Raw genomic sequence first — 19,249 nt, forward strand, 5'->3', positions numbered from 1 at the left:
GTCACGAGGTGACCGGGCCCTTCGCATCAGACCGAATCAGGGTCGAGGCACTCAGGCGGGGTTGCCCGTAGAGATGTCGAACTGGATGTTCACGTCGTCCGGGTCGATGTCGGAGTCTTCCTTCGGGGACTGCCGCATGACGGTGTCCTTACCGTAGGTGTTCTCGTCGAAGTCCCTCTTGTCGAACTGCCAGCCGGCAGCCTGCAGGCACTTCTGCACCGACTTCCAGTCCCTGAACGTGAAGTCGGGGACCTTGATCTTGTTCTCGTCGTTGTACGCCGTATCGGGATCGGTGCACTCTTCGGTCTCGATCGTCTTCGACCGGTCCGGACCGCGGTACCCCGCCACCGGCGCGTTCGACTCCTTGCCCTCGGCGCCCTTGCCGCCCTCGTCGTCGCCGTTCAGCGAAATCGCCGTGATCAGCCCGCCGATGGCAAGGAGCGCGACGACGATCGAGCCGACGATCACCGGCATGTTCCGCTTGCCGCTGCCGCCGCCCGAGCCGGATCCGCCGCCCTGCCCGTGCGCGGACGTCTGCCCCTGCTGCGGAGAGAGCGTGTACGGCGGCGGGGTCTGCGCGGCCTGCGGGGCGTACGCGTTCGTGGGCGCCGGGGTCTGGTAGCCGCCCTGCTGCGGGTAGCCGTAGCCCGGGGTCACGGGACCGGGGGCCGGCGTGGGCGGCCCGTAGGAACCCGGCTGGTACGGCGTCTGGACGTTCCCCTGCTGCGGGAGCGAGGAGTCGACCGGCGGGAAGACCGCCGCACCGACGCCTCCGCCGCTCGCCGTCTGGGCGCCCGGCACGATGCTCGGCGCGGCCGCCTGGAAGGACTGGGCGACGCGCAGGCACTCGTCGCGCATCGCCTCGGCGGTCGGAAAACGCTCGTTCGGGTTCTTCTTCAGCGCCCGGGCGACGATCGCGTCGACCGCGGGCGGCAGCGAGCGGTTGATCGAGGACGGAGCGACCGGCTCCTCCTGGACGTGCGCATACGCTATGGCCAGCGGCGAGTCCGCCTCGAAGGGCAGCCGCCCGGTGGTCAGCTGGAACAGCATGATGCCGACGGAGTAGAGGTCGGACCTGGCGTCCACGCCGCGGCCGAGCGCCTGCTCCGGCGAGAGGTACTGGGGGGTGCCGACGACCATGCCGGTCTGCGTCATGGAGGTGACGCCGGACTGCATGGCGCGGGCGATGCCGAAGTCCATGACCTTGACGACGTTGCGCTTCGTCATCATCACGTTGCCGGGCTTGATGTCGCGGTGGACCAGGCCCATCTCGTGGCTGATCTCAAGAGCGGCGAGCACATCAGCGGTGATCTTCAGTGCCTGGTCGCTCGGCATCGCACCGAACTGCGAGACGGAGGCGTCGAGCACGGAGCCGAGCGGCTTGCCCTCCACGTACTCCATGACGATGTACGGCATCGTCGCGCCGTCGAGTTCGTCCTCGCCGGTGTCGAAGACCGAGACGATGTTCGTGTGAGTGAGCTTGGCCACCGACTGGGCCTCGCGGCGGAAGCGCTCGCGGAAGGACTGTTCGCGGCCGAGCTCGCTGTGAAGCGTCTTGATCGCGACTTGACGGTCGAGCACGGAGTCGTACGCCAGGTGAACGGAGGCCATGCCGCCTTCACCGAGAAGATCGCGCAGCTGGTACCGGCCACCGGCCAGCGAGCGCCCCGCATACCGTCCCTGTGCGCCGTCCTGGCTGCTCATGTCGTGCGTCCCCCATCGGCGCGGTGTGCCGGACGGCTCCGCGATCGGTGATCGATTCCCGCTATTCCTGGCCAAGTCTGCCCGAGGGCACGGACACGTCAAGCTCGATGCCCGTTCCGTGACCGTACGCGCAAGAAGCGTCTCGGAAGCGTTACAAGTTTGCGCGCGGGGGCACCCGGCGGGTTTGATGTCCGGTCCACCTCGGACCGCCGCGGTGCGCGAAGGCTGTAGCGTGGCCCGGCGGGGATCCCCCAGTACCACCAAGCACCACGACCAGAAACGACGGCGAGGACTGATGGCACAGACGCAGCGCGCTCAGGGCCCGTCCGACCCCGAGGCGACTGGCGGCGGTATGTCGGATGCGCCTGAGTTGTGGGGCAACAACGGGCTTGTAGGGGATGGCCGATATCGGCTTACCCACAGACTCGGCCGGGGCGGCATGGCAGAGGTGTTCGCGGCCGAGGACGTACGCCTCGGTCGTACGGTCGCCGTCAAACTGCTCCGCTCCGACCTCGCCGAGGACCCGGTCTCCAAGGCCCGCTTCACGCGCGAGGCCCAGTCGGTCGCGGGACTCAACCACCATGCGGTGGTGGCGGTCTATGACTCCGGCGAGGACGTCGTCGGGCCGAGCGTCGTCCCGTACATCGTCATGGAGATCGTCGAAGGCCGGACGATCCGCGACCTGCTGCTCAACGCCGAGGCGCCGGGGCCCGAGCAGGCCCTGATCATCGTCTCCGGGGTGCTCGAGGCGCTCGCGTACTCGCACCAGCACGGCATCGTGCACCGCGACATCAAGCCCGCGAACGTGATCATCACCAACACCGGCGCGGTGAAGGTGATGGACTTCGGCATCGCCCGTGCCCTGCACGGCGCGCAGTCGACGATGACGCAGACCGGCATGGTCATGGGCACGCCCCAGTACCTCTCCCCGGAGCAGGCGCTCGGCAAGGCCGTCGACCACCGCTCCGACCTTTACGCGACCGGCTGTCTGCTCTACGAGCTCCTCGCGCTGCGTCCCCCGTTCACCGGCGAGACGCCGCTCTCCGTGGTCTACCAGCACGTCCAGGACATCCCGGTGCCGCCGTCCGAGACCTCGGACGCGGCGCCGCCGGAGCTGGACGGCCTGGTGATGCGTTCGCTCGCCAAGGACCCGGACGACCGCTTCCAGACCGCCGAGGAGATGCGCGGTCTGGTCCAGTACGGGCTGCAGATGCTGCACGAGCAGGGCAGCCACACCGGAACCTGGAACACCGGACCCGTCGACGTCGCGGGCATGCACGAGGGCGGCAGCACCCCGGCGATGGGCGTCGCGGGCACCACCGCGATGCAGCACCCCGGCGACTCCGGAACCGCACAGATCCCGGGCGCCATGCTGCGTCCGCCGGGCGACGACGGCGGTTTCGAGGGCGGTCACCGCGACGGCAACGGCCGGGGCGGCCGGGGCAAGATGTGGATCTTCGCCGTCCTCGCGGTCATCGCGATCGCCGTGGGTGTCGCGTTCGCGCTGTCGGCGAACGACAAGAAGTCGAAGGACACGGACACCCCGACGAAGTCACCGACGAAGCAGTCGGAGACGCAGAAGCCGAGCAAGTCCTCCGATGAGGAGACCTCGGACGAGGACACCGCGGAGCCCGGCGACGGCACGGGCGGTCAGGGCGACTGGAGCCCGTCCCAGCCGAACACCACCGGCCCGACCACGCCGAACTCGCCCACCGAGGACGAGCCGTCGGACGACCCGACGGAGCCGACGGACGACCCCACCCAGACGTCGGAGGACCCGCCGACGCCCACCGGGGAAGAGAGCCCTCCGGAGAGCGAGGACCCGCCGGCGACGGACGGCGGTACCGAAGGCGGAGTCGTCGCGGGCAACGAAGGCGGCTGAGCGGCCGCCGACAGCCCCCTACGCATCAGCACGCGCGCGTGGAGCCCGGAAGGGCGCCACGCGCGCGTGCGTATGTCGGTAGCCGGAAGAGGAGCTCTACGGGCTCACGGGCTCACGGGCTCACGGGCTCACCGCATGCCGCTGAAACTGCCGCTCCTGGCCGCGCTGCAGGGTGTGCACCGTGGCCAGCTGCGGTTCCAGTCGCAGGTAGACCGGGTCGTAGAGCTCGCCGTCCACGTAGTGCGGACCGGGGCCGAAGAGTTCCAGCTCGTCGTTGGTCGGCTCGATGACCTCGCAGAGCCCGACGAACTGCACGGTCCACTGCCCCGTGCGCGCGGTCTCGGCGCTGAGGTTGTCCGCCCCGTAGGCGATGACGCTGCCGATGCAGGCCTCGTGGTACCCGTACCCCTTGTGCATCCGCAGCAGGATGCGCCCGTCCACGACGACGTGGCGGGCCGCGGCGAGGAAGGGCAGCGCGCGCATGCTGGTCGCGACCCGGCCGTAGTCGGTGCGGCCGAGCAGTTCGAAGGCGAGCCGTTCGTCCTGTTGATCGTCGGTGGGCATGCATCCACCCTCCGGCACCGGCGTGGGGCCGGGGAAGGGGAGCACGCCCCTACGGGACGGGGACGTAAGTCCCGTTTCGCGTCACGGAAACAGAATCCGGAATCACGTTCAGTGATTCTGCTCCGCCTGCATACGGGCCACGTAGGCCGCCGCCTGCGAGCGCCGCTCCATGCCGAGCTTCGAAAGCAGGCTGGACACGTAATTCTTGATCGTCTTTTCGGCGAGGTGCAGTCGCTCGCCGATCACCCGATTGGTCAGGCCCTCGCCGATCAGGTCCAGGATCTTGCGTTCCTGGTCCGTGAGGTTCGACAGGCGGTCGTCGCCCTTGGGGGTGTTTCCGTCGCGCAGCCGCTCCAGGACACGGGCCGTGGCGACCGGGTCGAGCAGGGACTTTCCGGCGGCCACATCACGTACCGCGGAGAGAAGTTCGTTGCCGCGAATGGCCTTCAGGACATAGCCGGAAGCACCGGCCATGATCGCGTCGAAGAGCGCCTCGTCGTCCGCGAACGAGGTGAGCATCAGGCATTTGATGTCCTCGTTCTGCGAACGGATCTCGCGGCAGACCTCGACTCCGCTGCCGTCCGGGAGGCGCACGTCCAAAACGGCCACGTCCGGTCGGGTCGCCGGGATCCTGACCAGGGCGTCCGCCGCCGTGCCCGCCTCGCCGACGACCTCGATGTCGGACTCCACGGAGAGCAGCTCATGGACTCCTCGCCGCACCACTTCATGGTCGTCGAGGAGAAATACCGTAATTTTTCCGTCTTCGCGCACGGAGCCAGTCTCACACACGATCTCTACCGGTGCCCTGGCTGAACCCTTCCCGTCCACGGGGTGGCCGGGATAACGTGCCGGTGTTCCGGCCCCCTGCCAGGCTGTGATCAGTGCTGTGACCAGGAACTGTTCCCGACTTTCTGGATTTACTCGGAAATCCAAGCAGTCAGATACTTGGAAATCCAAGCAAATTCGCAGGTCAGATGGGGTTTCACAGAATTGGGAAGCACTGGGTAACGTGCATTGTGCAGGGCGCTCGCCGGGGCACCTGTCACGCCTGTTCCCGGCCGAGTCGCACCCACCCCGTGCGCGGGCACGGATCAGGCGAGCCGCACTGGCTTACCCGGTAATCCCGGGGGCCGGACCGACGGAGGAGCACACGTGACCGTGGAGAGCACCGCCGCGCGCACACCGCGCCGCAGCACGACCAGCGGCGGCAAGCGCGCAAGCGCCAAGAAGGCCGCGCCGAAGAAGAGCACGGAAAGCACGGAACCCCAGCTTGTCCAGCTGCTGACCCCTGAGGGCAAGCGGGTCAAGCACGCGGACAACGCTGTGTACGACTCGTACGTCGCGGACATCACCGCCGACGAGCTGCGCGCCCTGTACCGCGACATGGTTCTCACCCGCCGCTTCGACGCCGAGGCCACCTCCCTGCAGCGCCAGGGCGAGCTGGGCCTGTGGGCGTCGCTGCTCGGCCAGGAGGCCGCCCAGATCGGCTCGGGCCGCGCCACCCGCGAGGACGACTACGTCTTCCCGACCTACCGCGAGCACGGCGTCGCCTGGTGCCGCGGGGTCGACCCGACCAATCTGCTCGGCATGTTCCGCGGCGTGAACCACGGCGGCTGGGACCCGAACACCAACAACTTCCACCTGTACACGATCGTCATCGGCTCGCAGACCCTGCACGCCACCGGCTACGCGATGGGCGTGGCCAAGGACGGTGCGGACTCGGCCGTGATCGCGTACTTCGGTGACGGCGCGTCCAGCCAGGGTGACGTCGCCGAATCGTTCACCTTCTCCGCGGTCTACAACGCCCCCGTCGTGTTCTTCTGCCAGAACAACCAGTGGGCGATCTCCGAGCCCACCGAGAAGCAGACCCGCGTGCCGCTCTACCAGCGCGCGCAGGGCTTCGGCTTCCCCGGCGTGCGGGTCGACGGCAACGACGTCCTCGCCGTCCTCGCCGTCACCAAGTGGGCCCTGGAGAGGGCGCGTACGGGTGAGGGCCCGGCGCTCATCGAGGCGTTCACCTACCGCATGGGCGCGCACACCACCTCCGACGACCCCACCAAGTACCGCAGCGACGACGAGCGCGAGGCCTGGGAGGCCAAGGACCCGATCCTGCGCCTGCGGACCTATCTCGAGGCCGAGGGTCACGCTGATGAGGGATTTTTCGCGGAACTCGATGCGGAGAGCGAAGCGTTGGGAAAGCGAGTGCGAGAGGTGGTGCGGGCGATGCCGGATCCGGATCTGATGGCGATCTTCGAGAACGCGTATGCGGACGGGCATGCGCTGGTCGACGAGGAGCGCGCGCAGTTCCAGGCGTACCAGGCGTCGTTCGCGGACGAAGGCGGTAAGTGACCATGGGCGTTCAGAAACTTCCGCTTGCCAAAGCGATCAACGAATCGCTGCGTACGGCGCTCGACACCGACCCCAAGGTCCTCATCATGGGCGAGGACGTCGGCAAGCTCGGCGGCGTCTTCCGGGTGACGGACGGGCTGCAGAAGGACTTCGGCGAGGACCGTGTCATCGACACCCCGCTCGCCGAGTCCGGCATCGTCGGCACGGCCATCGGCCTGGCCCTGCGGGGCTACCGCCCGGTGGTGGAGATCCAGTTCGACGGCTTCGTCTTCCCGGCGTACGACCAGATCGTCACGCAGCTCGCGAAGATGCACGCCCGCGCGCTCGGCAAGATCAAGATGCCGGTCGTCATCCGCATTCCGTACGGCGGCGGGATCGGCGCGGTCGAGCACCACAGCGAGTCGCCCGAGGCGCTGTTCGCGCACGTGGCGGGGCTCAAGGTCGTCTCGCCCTCGAACTCGTCGGACGCCTACTGGATGATGCAGCAGGCCATCCAGAGCGACGACCCGGTGATCTTCTTCGAGCCGAAGCGGCGCTACTGGGACAAGAGCGAGGTCGACACCGAGGCCATCCCCGCGCCGCTGCACAAGGCAAAGGTCGCCCGCGAGGGCACGGACCTGACGCTCGCTGCGTACGGCCCGATGGTGAAGGTCTGCCTGGAGGCCGCCGCGGCCGCCGCCGAGGAGGGCAAGTCCCTGGAGGTCGTGGACCTGCGCTCCATGTCGCCGATGGACTTCGACACGGTGCAGACGTCGGTCGAGAAGACGCGGCGGCTCGTCGTGGTCCACGAGGCCCCGGTCTTCCTGGGCACGGGCGCGGAGATCGCCGCGCGCATCACCGAGCGCTGCTTCTACCACCTCGAAGCTCCCGTGCTGCGGGTCGGCGGCTTCCACGCGCCGTATCCGCCGGCGCGGTTGGAAGAGGAGTACCTGCCGGGCCTCGACCGGGTGCTCGACACTGTCGACCGCTCGCTGGCGTACTGAGGGAGAGGGTCGTGACGACGATGACAGACACCGCGCTGGCCGAGTTCAAGATGCCCGACGTGGGCGAGGGGCTCACCGAGGCCGAGATCCTCAAGTGGTTCGTGGCGCCGGGCGACACGGTCACCGACGGGCAGGTGGTGTGCGAGGTCGAGACGGCCAAGGCCGCCGTCGAGCTGCCCATCCCGTTCAACGGCGTGGTGAGCGAACTGCGCTTCCCCGAAGGCACCACGGTCGATGTGGGCCAGGTGATCATCGCGGTGGACGTGTCCGGCGGCGGTGCGCCCGCCCAGTCGGACGCCGCCCCGGTGTCGGACGCCGCTCCCGCTCCGGCGGAGGAATCCGCCCCCGAGGAGGAAGCCGCTCCCGCGGGCCGCCAGCCCGTGCTCGTGGGCTATGGGGTCGCCGAGTCCTCGACGAAGCGCCGCGCGCGCAAGTCGGCGCAGGACCAGGCCGCGGCCGCCGGTACGTACTACGCGGCGGCGGTCCAGGCCGAGCTGAACGGCTCCGGCACGGCAGCCGCCGCCCCTGCCGCCCCTGCCGCTCCAGCAGCCCCCGCCGCTCCCGCCGACGCGGCCGCCCCCGCGGGCACCCGCCCGCTGGCCAAGCCGCCGGTGCGCAAGCTCGCCAAGGACCTGGGAGTCGACCTCACGGTCATCATCCCGTCCGGCCCCGACGGGATCATCACGCGCGAGGACGTGCACGCGGCAGTGGCTCCGGCCGCCGCACCCACCGCCCCCGCACCCGCCTACGCCCCGGCCCCCGCCTCCGCACCCCAGCCGGTGGCAGCGGAAGCCGAAGCCGCGGCTCCCGCCTCCGCTCCCGCCTCCGCCCCCGCCTCCGTCTCCCTCTCCGGAGCGGGCAGCGGCGCCCGCGAGACCCGCATCCCGGTCAAGGGCGTCCGCAAGGCCATCGCCCAGGCGATGGTCGGTTCGGCCTTCACGGCGCCGCACGTCACGGAGTTCGTGACGGTGGACGTGACGCGGACGATGAAGCTGGTCGAGGAGCTCAAGCAGGACAAGGCCTTCGCCGGCCTGCGGGTCAACCCGCTCCTGCTCATCTCCAAGGCGCTGCTCGTGGCGATCCGGCGCAACCCGGACGTCAACGCGGCCTGGGACGAGGCGAACCAGGAGATCGTCCGGAAGCACTACGTGAACCTGGGCATCGCCGCGGCCACCCCGCGCGGTCTGATCGTCCCGAACATCAAGGACGCGCAGGCCAAGACCTTGCCCGAACTGGCCGAGTCCCTGGGTGAGTTGGTCTCCACGGCCCGCGACGGCAAGACGTCGCCCGCCGCGATGCAGGGCGGCACGGTCACCATCACGAACGTCGGCGTCTTCGGCGTCGACACCGGCACCCCGATCCTGAACCCGGGCGAGTCCGCGATCCTCGCGGTCGGCGCGATCAAGCTCCAGCCCTGGGTCCACAAGGGCAAGGTCAAGCCGCGTCAGGTGACGACGCTCGCGCTCTCCTTCGACCACCGCCTGGTCGACGGCGAGCTCGGCTCCAAGGTGCTCGCCGATGTGGCGGCGATCCTGGAGCAGCCCAAGCGCCTCATGACCTGGGCGTAGCTGACGCCCCGGGCATAGCTAACGCCCCGGGCGTAGCTGACCCGGGCCTAGCGACACATACGCCGACGGGGCCCCGCCACAGTCAGTGGCGGGGCCCCGTCGGCGCACGCACCGCGAAGGGCCGCGCAGGTACTGCCAAGGGCTACTTCTTGAAGCCGTAGTCCATCAGCTTCTTCGCGTCCTTCGTGCGGGCGTCGGAGGACGTCGAGGTCAGGACCGTGCCGATGACCGTCTTGCCGTTCCGCGTCGCGGCGAAGACCAGGCAGTACTTCGCCTGCGGGCCTGAGCCGGTCTTCACGCCGATGGCGCCGCTGTAGCTGCTGAGCAGGTTGTTCGTGTTCGACCACGACATGTAGCGGTAGCCACCGCTCTTCGTGGTGACCTTCTGCTTCGTCGACTTCGTCTTCACGACCGTACGGAACGTGGAGCTCTTCATCGCGCTGCTGGCGAGCTTCGTCAGGTCGCGGGGCGTGGAGTAGTTGCTTCCGTTGCCGATGCCGTCGAAGGAGTCGAAGTGCGTGTTCGTCATGCCGAGGCTCCTGGCCTGGGCGTTCATCTTGCCGATGAATGACTTCACGCGGGCGGCGCGGGTGGAGCCCTTGCCGAACTTGTCCGCGAGTGCGTACGCCGCGTCGCAGCCGGACGGCAGCATGAGGCCGTACAGGAGCTGGCGGACGGTGACCTTGTCGCCGACGATCAGCCGGGCGGACGAGGCGGTGTTCCTGACGATGTAGTCGCTGTAGGCCTTCTCGACCTTCACCTTGGAATCAAGGTTCAGGTTCGACTGGGACAGCACCACCTTCGCCGTCATGATCTTGGTGGTCGAGCCGGTGGACCGGCGGGTGTCCGCGGCCTTCGTGTAGAGGGTCTTGCCGGTGCCGTTGTTCATCACGAAGCCGCCCTTGGCGGCGATCGACGGCTTCGGCAGCGCGGCCGCGTGGGCCGGGGTCGTGAGGGCTCCGCCCGCGAATACCGCACCCGCGGTGACGATTACGGCTGATGCGCGGCGAATGCCCTTGATGGGGGTTTTCAAGTTTTTTATTCTCCAAATGCCCAAATGCCCCTGGAATGCGGCCACATGAGGGTGCCGCTCGATACTAAGACTCACGAGAGTGGCGAATGGATGCACGCCGATGAGGGTGATGTCCGGATCGTGGAATGGACGACCTCATGGGTACGTGTTGTATCTATGCTGTGCGCATGCCAGTCGCACCCGCCTCGTCCCCCACCCGGACCCTCAAGCAGCCACCCGCCGCCGAGCGCGTGTACGCGCACGTCAAGCAGGGCGTGCTCGACCGCCGCTACGAGGGGGGCACGCTGCTCACCGAGGGCGAGCTCGCCGAGGCGGTCGGGGTGTCCCGCACCCCGGTGCGCGAGGCGCTCCTGAAGCTGGAGGTCGAAGGGCTCCTGCGGCTCTACCCCAAGAAGGGGGCACTGGTCCTGCCGGTGTCCGTGCAGGAGATCGCCGACGTCGTCGAGACGCGGCTCCTGGTGGAGACGCACTCGGTGCGCAAGGCGGTGCCGGCGCCTCCGGCGCTGATCGCCCGCCTGGAGGAGCTCCTTCGCCAGCAGCGCGAGCAGGCCGCGGCCGGGGACTTCTCCGCTGCCGCCGTGACCGACCGCTGCTTCCACGCCGAGATCGTGCGCAGCGGCGGCAACGAAATCCTGGCCCGCCTCTACGACCAGCTCCGTGACCGGCAGCTGCGGATGGGTGTCGCCGTGATGCACTCCCACCCCGACCGGATCGCCAAGACGCTCGCCGAGCACGAGGAACTCCTGAACGCGTTGACGTCAGGGGACGTGGGAGCGGCCGAGGCGGTGGTCTCCCGGCATGTCGGGTGGTTCCAGAATCTTGCTCGGGGCGATGTTCGATGAGGCTGCTCTTTGACCGGCATGCGTCCGCCGTCGCTGATCTTTCTTTTGCCGCTTCGCGGCATGTTTCCCACCCGCCCACCCGTTACCGGAGGTCTCGATGAGTTCGGCCTCCGCCCCCGTCTCACTGCCCGGCGACCCTCCCGGCGGCAGGAAGGCCATGCTCGTCTGGGGCATCGGCGTCGCCGTCTACTTCGTCGCCGTCATCTTCCGGACCTCGCTCGGCGTCGCCGGTCTCGACGCCGCCGACCGCTTCCACGTCAACGCGTCCGCGCTCTCGACCTTCTCGATCCTCCAGCTGCTCGTCTACGCGGGCATGCAGATACCCGTCGGCCTGATGGTCGACCGGCTCGGCACCAAGCGCGTGCTGACCATCGGAGTCGTGCTCTTCACGCTCGGACAGCTCGGCTTCGCGTTCTCGCCCTCGTACGGCATGGCGCTCGCTTCCCGCGCGCTGCTCGGCTGCGGTGACGCGCTGACCTTCATCAGCGTGCTGCGCCTCGGCACCCGCTGGTTCCCCGCCCGGCGCGGCCCGATGGTCGCCCAGCTCGCCGGTCTCGTCGGCATGGCGGGCAACCTCGTCTCCACCCTCGTCCTGGCCCGGCTGCTGCACTCCGTCGGCTGGACCGCGGCCTTCGCCGGCAGCGCGCTCTGCGGTGTCGTCGTCCTCGTACTGATGACGCTGTTCCTCAAGGACCACCCCGAGGGATACGCCCCGGAGCCCGTGCGGCACACCGGCGGGGCCTTCGTGCGCAAGCAGATCGCCATGAGCTGGCGCGAGCCCGGCACCCGGCTCGGCCTCTGGGTGCACTTCACCACGCAGTTCCCCGCGATGGTCTTCCTGCTCCTGTGGGGCCTGCCGTTCCTCGTCGAGGCGCAGGGGCTCACGCCCGCCACGGCCGGGACGCTGCTCACCCTCGTCGTGCTGTCCAACATGGTGGTGGGCCTGGTCTACGGCCAGATCGTCGCCCGGCACCACGCGGCACGCACGCCTCTCGCGATCGGCACCGTCGCGGCGACGGCCACGATGTGGGCGCTCACCATCCACTATCCGGGCGACCACGCCCCGATGTGGCTGCTCATCACTCTCTGTACGGTGCTCGGCGCCTGCGGCCCCGCGTCCATGATCGGCTTCGACTTCGCGCGGCCCGCGAATCCGCCGGAGCGGCAGGGCACCGCGTCCGGCATCGTGAACATGGGCGGCTTCGTCGCCTCCATGACGACGCTGCTCGCCATCGGCGTTCTCCTGGACGCGACCGGCGACAACTACCGGATCGCCTTCTCCGCCGTCTTCGTCCTCGAAGCGGTGGGCCTCAGCCAGATCCTGCGGCTGCGGACGCGCGCGGTGCGCAGGGAGAAGGAGCGGCTTGTCGCCAGCCGCGTGGAGGCCGTGCACGTCCCCGTCTGAGAGAGAAGGCGGCGGGACGCGGAAGGAAGCGGGGGAACGCGGCAGGACACGGGCGGGCCGGGCTACGGCGTGACCGCGAACTCCCGCAGGATCGCCTCGGCGAGACCGTGATCGCCCTCGACCTTGATCCGGTCGGCCACCGACGCGTACGAGATGCGGCCGCAGGCGAGGCGGAAGTACGTCTCCCAGTCCAGGCTCAGCGTGGCGAGCGGGCCGAGCGAGGGGGCGCTGTCGACCGTGGCCCGGCCTTCGGCGTCAACCCGGACCGTGCGCAGGAATTCGACGGGGCCGCTGACATCGAAGACGACCGCCGAATTCACCGGTGCCTCGGCGTTCTTGGCGACCACCTTGGCCAGCCCGTGCAGCAGAAGGTCCCGCGCCACGAACGCCCCCTGGGAGTCCAGGTTTCCGGGCTTCCGCAGCGTCGTACGCAGGTCCTGTTCGTGCACCCAGACGTCGAACGCGCGCATCCGCGTGGCCAGTTCGAGGGTCTGCTCGGTGCCGAGCGGCCCGCGGATCTTGTGGGAGGGGTCGCGCGATTCGTTCCGCAGCTGACGCGTGCGGCGGATGATCGTGTACTCCAGCTCGGAGGTCATCTCGGGCGCGGTGTGGTGGCGCCGGACGTCGACCTGCATCTCCATGTAGCGCTGGCCCTCGGTCTTCACGTGGTAAAGATCGCGGGGCAGGGTGTGGATGGGCCGCGGGTCGCCCAGCATCTCGCAGTCCAGGCCTATGACATGGGAAATGATGTCCCGCACCGACCAGCCGGGGCAGGGCGTGGCCCAGTTCCACTCTCCCTCGGCGAGCGGTGAGACCAGCTCGGATATGGCTGATACGGATTGGGTCCAGGCGTCGGCGTAGGTTTGCAGGCTGGGATGGAGACTCACGGGACCCCTCGACGGTCGTACGCGGGCGGTGGGTGTCTGAGACGCTAAGTTACGCTGCCCACAGGCACCCCGGCAGTGCTTTCGTGTGACGATCGTAGGCCCGTGTTGACGGCTCGAATGCCAGGACGGTGGTAGTGTGCGCGCCTCCCTCATCCAGATCGCCGTAGACGAGGGCGAAACGGTCAATTCCCGTCGCTCGCGGGTCTCTTCACTGGTACGAGAAGTAGCCGAGCGTGATCGGCCGGAACTCGTCGTCCTTCCCGAACTGTGGACCACGGGCGCCTTCGCGTACGAGACGTTCGCGAGCGAGGCGGAGTCCCTCGAGACGTCCCTTGAGGGGCCCACGTACGAGGCGATGGCCAAGGCCGCGAGTGACGCGGGTGTCTGGTTGCACGCGGGGTCCGTCCCGGAGCGGGACGCGTCCGGGGAGCTCTACAACACCTCGCTCGTCTTCTCGCCCGACGGCTCGCTCGCCGCTTCGTACCGCAAGATCCACCGCTTCGGCTTCGACAAGGGCGAGGCCGTCCTCATGGGGGCGGGCAGCGAGCTGGTGACTGTGCGGACGCCCGCCGCGGCGATCGGGCTCGCCACCTGTTACGACCTCCGCTTCCCCGAGCTCTTCCGGGGGCTTGTCGACGCGGGCGCCGAGATGTTCGTCGTGCCCGCGGGGTGGCCGGCGCGGCGGCGGGAGCACTGGACGCTGTTCGCCAGGGCGCGGGCCGTCGAGGACCAGGTGTACGTCCTTGCCTGCGGCACCGGGGGTACGCACGCCGGGGTCCCCCAGGCGGGGCACAGCGTCGTGGTGGACCCCTGGGGCGAGGTGCTCGCCGAGGCGGGGGACGGTGAGGAGGTCCTCACCGTCGACCTCGACATCTCCAAGGTCGCGGCCACGCGGGAGCAGTTCCCCGCGCTGAAGGACCGGCTGCTGGGAGTGGACGCGCCGCCGCGCTGAGCCTCGGCGGGCAGGGCACAGCGGCTAGGGCCTCTCGTCGTCGCCCCGCTCCTTCTCCGCCAGGCGGATCACGCAGACCGCGATGGCCAGGAGCAGGGACGCGTCGGCGTCATCCCGGACGATCTGCAGGCCGTAGGTGTCGCGGACCCGGAACCAGCGGCGGGAGATGTCGGCCAGGAGTTCGCCGTCGTACTCGATGGCGAACTCCCGGTCCAGGATCTTGCCGCTCACGTCGAGTTCCGTGCCGTCGACCAGTTCCACGCGGTAGTGGTTGCGCAGCAGCGAGAGGCGCTTGCGCTTGACCTTGGCCAGCGCATCGCCGTCCCGTTCGATCACCATCGTGTCGCGCAGCGACAGCATCTTGGCGTGGATGTCGATGAGGACACGGCCCTGCATGTCCTTGAGCTCGAAGGTCTCGCGCAGGCGCATCGCCTTGCCGTCGACGAGGAAGACCTTCTGGCCCTCGTCGTCCTCGATCCAGTAGTCGTCACCGATGCCGAGCAGTCGGTCCCGTACGAGAAGTTTCATGGAGCCATGAGTACCCCCTGGCGCGCATGGCACCGGACAAAGCCGGGGGAGTTCACCGTGACGTGGCGTCATGACGCAGGGCCCGGCGGCCATTGAGGTGGCTGCCGGGCCCTGCGACGACGAACGGGTGGAGCTGTCACAAGCCGTGGCGGTGGTGGTCGCTTTCCGTCTCGACCACCGTCGCGCCCGGCGGCACGACCGTCTTGCGGCGTGCGTTGGTGAACGCGGCGACACCGATCACGCCCACGGCCATCATGATCAGACCGGTGACGGTGAGATTGATGCCGTCCATCTCCCAGTCGGTGGCGAACGCGAGGATGGCGCCCGCGGCGATCAGAAGTATGCATCCGCCCAGGCCCATGTGGACCGCCTCCCTAAGTCGTGGCAGGGCCTCCGGGTACCCGGGCCCGGCACAGTCACACCGGGAAGCGGAAATCGCCCTTCAGGCAGCGGTCCTGAGTACCCCTCAGGCCCTGGCCCCAAGAGCCCCTCAGCCCTGGAGGAACGCCACCAACGCGTTGGCGAGCAGGTGCGGATCGTCCGCCCCGCACAGCTCGCGCACGCTGTGCATCGAGAGGATCGCGACGCCGATGTCGACGGTCTTGATGCCGTGCCTGGCGGCGGTGATCGGGCCGATCGTCGTGCCGCAGGGCATCGCGTTGTTCGAGACGAAGCTCTGGAAGGGCACGCCGGCCTTCTCGCACGCGGCGGCGAACACGGCACGTCCGGCGCCGTCCGTCGCGTACCGGTTGTTGACGTTGACCTTGAGGATCGGGCCGCCGTTGGCGCGGGGGTGGTGCGTCGGGTCGTGCCGCTCCGCGTAGTTGGGGTGCACGGCGTGGCCCGTGTCGGAGGAGAGGCAGACGGTGCCGGCGAAGGCGCGGGCCTTGTCCTCGTACGAGCCGCCGCGGGCGAACACGGACCGCTCAAGGATGCTTCCGAGCAGCGGGCCGTCCGCGCCCGTGTCGGACTGGGAGCCGTTCTCCTCGTGGTCGAAGGCGGCGAGCACGGGGATGTACGGCAGCGAGTCGGCGTCGTCCGCCGTGGCGACGGAGGCGAGCGCCGACGTACAGGCGTGCACGGAGAGCAGGTTGTCCATGCGCGGGCCCGCGATGAGGTCGCGGTCGCGGCCGAGGTAGGCGGGGGCCTCGATGGGGTGCGTCATCAGGTCCCAGCCGGTGACGTCGCCGGGGGCGAGGTCCGACTCCTCCTCCAGGAAGGCGATGAGGTCGCCTCCGTGCACGTCGTCGCCGAGGCCCCAGATGGGCTGCATGTGCTTCTGCTTGTCGAGCTTGAGACCGTCGGCGACCACTCCGCGGTCCATGTGGATGGCCAGCTGCGGGACACGCAGCAGCGCCCGGTCGATGTTCACCAGGCGCGTCGAGCCGTCCCGCAGCGAGAGTCTGCCCGCGAGGCCGAGGTCGCGGTCGAGCCAGGAGTTGAGCAGCGGGCCGCCGTAGATCTCGACGGCCACCTGCCGCCAGCCGTGCGCGCCGGCGTCCGGCTTCGGCTTGACGCGGAGGTTGGGGGAGTCGGTGTGGGCGCCGACGATGCGGTACGGGGTGTGCGCGGATGCCCCTTCGGGGACGTACCAGGCGATGATCGCGCCGCCGCGCAGCACATACTTCCCGCCGGTCGAACCGTCCCAGGCGTCGGTCTCCTCGACCTGCCGGAAGCCGGCCTTCTCCAGCCGCTCCGCGGCGCTCGCCACGGCGTGATACGGGGAGGGGCTTGCCGCAAGGAAGGTGATGAGGTCGTCGGAGAGGCCGCGGTCGAAGCGGGCAGGTGTGCTCATGGCTTCCAGCCTAGCTAGCGGTTTTCTCTGGCGTGGGGCGCCTTTTCCGGGAGGTTCTGTACCGGATCTGCCCGTATCCGGGGTGCATGTACCGCCGCTTCGCGGCGGATGTCTCCCTCCCACCCGCCCGATTGCCCCGCATACGACAAGTGGCCCGCCCCCGGAGTACCGGGCGCGGGCCGTGTCGTGGAACCGTGGAGGCTAGAACGCCGCCTCGTCCAGTTCCATCAGGTCCAGCTCCACGCCCTCGGCGAGCTTCCGCTCGTTCGCGACGCCCGGCAGGACGTTCGTGGCGAAGAACTTGGCCGCGGCGATCTTGCCCTCGTAGAAGGCCTTGTCCTTGGCGGAGGCAGTCGGGAGCTTCTCGGCGGCGACAGCGGCGCCCCGCAGCAGGAGGTAGCCGACGACGACGTCGCCGGAGACCATCAGGAGGCGGGTCGTGTTGAGGCCCACCTTGTAGATGGACTTGACGTCCGATTCCGTGGCCGCGAGGTCCGTCAGCATGACGCCGACGATGGCCTCCAGCTCGACCGCGGCCTTGGCAAGCTCCTCGCGGGCCCCGGCCAGGCCCTCGCCGCCCGTGCCGACCGCGAGGAACTTCTTGATCTCCTCGGCGAGGCCGTTCAGCGCGGCACCCTGGTTACGGACGATCTTCCGGAAGAAGTAGTCCTGGCCCTGGATGGCGGTCGTGCCCTCGTAGAGGGTGTCGATCTTGGCGTCACGGATGTACTGCTCGATGGGGTACTCCTGGAGGTACCCCGAGCCGCCGAACGTCTGGAGAGACTGCGAAAGCAGCTCGTACGACTTCTCCGAGCCGTAGCCCTTGACGATCGGGAGCAGGAGGTCGTTCAGGGCGATCAGCGCCGACGCGTCCTCGCCCTCCGCCTCCTTGATCTGGATGTCGTCCTGGACGGCCGCGGTGTGCAGGACCAGGGCGCGCATGCCCTCCGCGTACGCCTTCTGCGTCATCAGCGAGCGGCGTACGTCCGGGTGGTGCGTGATGGTGACCTTGGGGGCCGTCTTGTCCATGAACTGGGCCAGGTCCGGGCCCTGCACGCGCTCCTTGGCGTACTCCAGGGCGTTGAGGTAGCCCGTCGAGAGCGTCGCGATGGCCTTCGTGCCGACCATCATGCGGGCGAACTCGATGATCATGAACATCTGGCGGATGCCGTCGTGCTTGTCGCCGATCAGCCAGCCCTTGGCGGGGTGGCGGTCGCCGAACGTCATCTCGCACGTGTTGGACGCCTTGAGGCCCATCTTGTGCTCGACGTTCGTGGCGTAGACGCCGTTGCGCTCGCCCAGCTCGCCGGTCTCCCAGTCGAACTCGTACTTCGGGACGAGGAAGAGCGAGAGGCCCTTCGTGCCGGGTCCTGCGCCCTCGGGGCGGGCGAGGACGTAGTGGAGGATGTTCTCCGACATGTCGTGCTCACCGGACGTGATGAAGCGCTTCACGCCCTCGATGTGCCAGGAGCCGTCCTCCTGCTTGATGGCCTTGGTGCGGCCCGCGCCCACGTCCGAACCGGCGTCCGGCTCGGTCAGGACCATCGTCGAGCCCCACTGCTTCTCGACGGCGATGGCGGCGATCTTCTTCTGCGCCTCGTTGCCCTCGTCGTGCAGGATGCCCGCGAACGCCGGACCGGAGGAGTACATCCACACGGCCGGGTTGGCGCCGAGGAGCAGCTCCGCGTAACCCCAGATCAGGGAGCGGGGGGCGGTCGTGCCGCCGATGCCCTCGGGCAGGCCGAGGCGCCAGTACTCGGAGTCCATGAAGGCCTGGTAGCTCTTCTTGAAGGACGCCGGGACCGGCGCGGTGTTGGTCTCCGGGTCGAACACCGGAGGGTTGCGGTCGGCGTCCGTGAAGGACTCGGCCAGCTCGTTCTCGGCGAGGCGGCGGAGCTCCTCGAGGATGCTCTTGGCGGTGTCGACGTCCATCTCCGCGAACGGGCCGGTGCCGTACAGCTGGTCGCGGCCGAGCACCTCGAAGAGGTTGAACTCGATGTCGCGGAGATTCGACTTGTAGTGCCCCATGGCGACGGCTCCGTTGGGTTCGGGAGGGCTGGAAAAAACCACGTACCTGTTAGTAGCTACCGATAATGCTACCCGCCGGTAATAAGAAGCAACCCCTGATCCCCCAAGTGTGAGCAGCGCCCCGTCCGGCCTCGGTACCCTTGCCCCCATGTACGGCTACGACCAACAAGCGGGCGCCGGGCAGCATTACGCACCCCCGCAGCCGCCGCCGCAGCAGATGCCGGGCGGCGCGGGCGGGTACGCCCAGCAGCCCCCGCTCTACCCCGAGCCGTCGCCCCCGTCCCTCGCGGACGCGGTGCGCGCCTTCACCACGGGCTCGATGTCCGCCGAGGACTTCCAGCAGGCCTTCGCCACGTCGAAGGTCTACTGCCCGCGAGGCGACAACCCCGGCTTCCTCGCCCTGCACAACACCCAGCAGCCCGTGATCCCGATGTTCACGTCGCTCAAGGAGCTGCGCCGGTACGCGGGCAAGGAGTCCAAGTACTTCGTGATCACGGGTGCCGAGGTCATCGACCTCCTCCCCACCGGTTACGGCTTCGTCCTCGACATGGAGGGCGAGCACCGCATGGTCTTCGACGCCAAGGCCGTCGAGCAGATGGTCGACTTCGCGATGCGCCGGATGTACGGCTGAGCCGCGCGGTTCCCCCGCCCCTTCGGGGCCCCTGCCTTCCCGAGCCCGGAGGAATTTCCTCCGGGCTCTCGCCGTTCCCGGTGGCAAGAAGTTCTACG

General features: G+C 68.9%; 17 protein-coding genes. 8 read left to right on the forward strand and 9 right to left on the reverse strand.

Annotated features, from left to right (window positions below; genetic code table 11):
- Positions 1 to 51: 51 nt before the first annotated feature.
- The gene (locus ACWFR3_RS23170) at positions 52 to 1,704 is read right to left on the reverse strand and encodes a protein kinase domain-containing protein (RefSeq protein ID WP_453736511.1); all 1,653 of its coding nucleotides are present in this window, start codon (positions 1,702 to 1,704) and stop codon (positions 52 to 54) included.
- A 295-nt stretch (positions 1,705 to 1,999) separates the two neighbouring features.
- Here ACWFR3_RS23170 and ACWFR3_RS23175 point away from each other — a divergent pair, with 295 nt between their 5' ends.
- Complete coding sequence (locus tag ACWFR3_RS23175) at positions 2,000 to 3,586, forward strand: protein kinase domain-containing protein (RefSeq protein WP_453736512.1); 1,587 nt, start codon at positions 2,000 to 2,002, stop codon at positions 3,584 to 3,586.
- Between the two features lie 120 nt (positions 3,587 to 3,706).
- On the opposite strand, the gene ACWFR3_RS23180 is transcribed toward ACWFR3_RS23175, so the two are convergent.
- Complete coding sequence (locus tag ACWFR3_RS23180) at positions 3,707 to 4,150, reverse strand: pyridoxamine 5'-phosphate oxidase family protein (RefSeq protein ID WP_453736513.1); 444 nt, start codon at positions 4,148 to 4,150, stop codon at positions 3,707 to 3,709.
- Positions 4,151 to 4,258: 108 nt separating this feature from the next.
- Positions 4,259 to 4,921, reverse strand: a complete 663-nt coding sequence (locus ACWFR3_RS23185; RefSeq protein ID WP_249588831.1) for a response regulator — start codon at positions 4,919 to 4,921, stop codon at positions 4,259 to 4,261.
- Positions 4,922 to 5,302: 381 nt separating this feature from the next.
- Between ACWFR3_RS23185 and pdhA the strand changes: the two genes are divergently transcribed.
- The 3 genes from pdhA to ACWFR3_RS23200 are packed head-to-tail and all read left to right on the forward strand — an operon-like array spanning position 5,303 to position 9,050.
- Positions 5,303 to 6,499, forward strand: coding sequence for a pyruvate dehydrogenase (acetyl-transferring) E1 component subunit alpha (gene pdhA, locus ACWFR3_RS23190; protein ID WP_453736514.1), 1,197 nt, complete (start codon positions 5,303 to 5,305; stop codon positions 6,497 to 6,499).
- Between the two features lie 2 nt (positions 6,500 to 6,501).
- Positions 6,502 to 7,482: an alpha-ketoacid dehydrogenase subunit beta gene (locus tag ACWFR3_RS23195; protein ID WP_453736515.1), complete on the forward strand. Its 981-nt coding sequence runs from the start codon at positions 6,502 to 6,504 to the stop codon at positions 7,480 to 7,482.
- A gap of 11 nt (positions 7,483 to 7,493) precedes the next feature.
- Positions 7,494 to 9,050, forward strand: a complete 1,557-nt coding sequence (locus tag ACWFR3_RS23200) for a dihydrolipoamide acetyltransferase family protein (RefSeq protein ID WP_453736516.1) — start codon at positions 7,494 to 7,496, stop codon at positions 9,048 to 9,050.
- 142 nt (positions 9,051 to 9,192) lie between these two features.
- Here the strand turns inward: ACWFR3_RS23200 and ACWFR3_RS23205 are convergent, their stop codons facing one another.
- Positions 9,193 to 10,083 (reverse strand): D-alanyl-D-alanine carboxypeptidase family protein, encoded by an 891-nt coding sequence (locus ACWFR3_RS23205; RefSeq protein ID WP_453736517.1) that lies wholly within the window; start codon positions 10,081 to 10,083, stop codon positions 9,193 to 9,195.
- Between the two features lie 167 nt (positions 10,084 to 10,250).
- Here ACWFR3_RS23205 and ACWFR3_RS23210 point away from each other — a divergent pair, with 167 nt between their 5' ends.
- Both ACWFR3_RS23210 and ACWFR3_RS23215 read left to right on the forward strand, forming a co-directional pair.
- Complete coding sequence (locus ACWFR3_RS23210; protein ID WP_453736518.1) at positions 10,251 to 10,925, forward strand: GntR family transcriptional regulator; 675 nt, start codon at positions 10,251 to 10,253, stop codon at positions 10,923 to 10,925.
- Positions 10,926 to 11,022: 97 nt separating this feature from the next.
- Entirely contained in the window at positions 11,023 to 12,330 is a 1,308-nt protein-coding gene (locus ACWFR3_RS23215; RefSeq protein ID WP_453736519.1) for an MFS transporter, read from the forward strand.
- Between the two features lie 62 nt (positions 12,331 to 12,392).
- On the opposite strand, the gene ACWFR3_RS23220 is transcribed toward ACWFR3_RS23215, so the two are convergent.
- On the reverse strand, positions 12,393 to 13,217 hold the full coding sequence (locus ACWFR3_RS23220) for a maleylpyruvate isomerase family mycothiol-dependent enzyme (protein ID WP_453736520.1): 825 nt from the start codon (positions 13,215 to 13,217) through the stop codon (positions 12,393 to 12,395).
- 136 nt (positions 13,218 to 13,353) lie between these two features.
- Between ACWFR3_RS23220 and ACWFR3_RS23225 the strand changes: the two genes are divergently transcribed.
- Positions 13,354 to 14,169, forward strand: coding sequence for a carbon-nitrogen family hydrolase (locus tag ACWFR3_RS23225; RefSeq protein ID WP_453736521.1), 816 nt, complete (start codon positions 13,354 to 13,356; stop codon positions 14,167 to 14,169).
- Between the two features lie 24 nt (positions 14,170 to 14,193).
- On the opposite strand, the gene ACWFR3_RS23230 is transcribed toward ACWFR3_RS23225, so the two are convergent.
- From ACWFR3_RS23230 to ACWFR3_RS23245, 4 genes are all read right to left on the reverse strand, one after another.
- Positions 14,194 to 14,697 (reverse strand): LURP-one-related/scramblase family protein, encoded by a 504-nt coding sequence (locus ACWFR3_RS23230; RefSeq protein WP_453736522.1) that lies wholly within the window; start codon positions 14,695 to 14,697, stop codon positions 14,194 to 14,196.
- A 136-nt stretch (positions 14,698 to 14,833) separates the two neighbouring features.
- Positions 14,834 to 15,058 carry a DUF6458 family protein gene (locus ACWFR3_RS23235; RefSeq protein ID WP_453736523.1) on the reverse strand — a complete coding sequence of 75 codons (225 nt, stop codon included), beginning with the start codon at positions 15,056 to 15,058 and terminating at the stop codon, positions 14,834 to 14,836.
- Between the two features lie 129 nt (positions 15,059 to 15,187).
- Entirely contained in the window at positions 15,188 to 16,492 is a 1,305-nt protein-coding gene (locus ACWFR3_RS23240; protein WP_453736524.1) for a M18 family aminopeptidase, read from the reverse strand.
- Between the two features lie 201 nt (positions 16,493 to 16,693).
- On the reverse strand, positions 16,694 to 18,520 hold the full coding sequence (locus ACWFR3_RS23245) for an acyl-CoA dehydrogenase (protein WP_453736525.1): 1,827 nt from the start codon (positions 18,518 to 18,520) through the stop codon (positions 16,694 to 16,696).
- Between the two features lie 148 nt (positions 18,521 to 18,668).
- On the opposite strand from ACWFR3_RS23245, the gene ACWFR3_RS23250 reads away from it, so the two are divergent.
- A complete protein-coding gene (locus ACWFR3_RS23250; protein WP_453736526.1) occupies positions 18,669 to 19,151 on the forward strand; it encodes an SseB family protein in 483 nt (160 codons plus the stop codon).
- Positions 19,152 to 19,249: the final 98 nt, after the last annotated feature.

It is taken from the genome of Streptomyces sp. NPDC055189 (genome assembly GCF_053606765.1).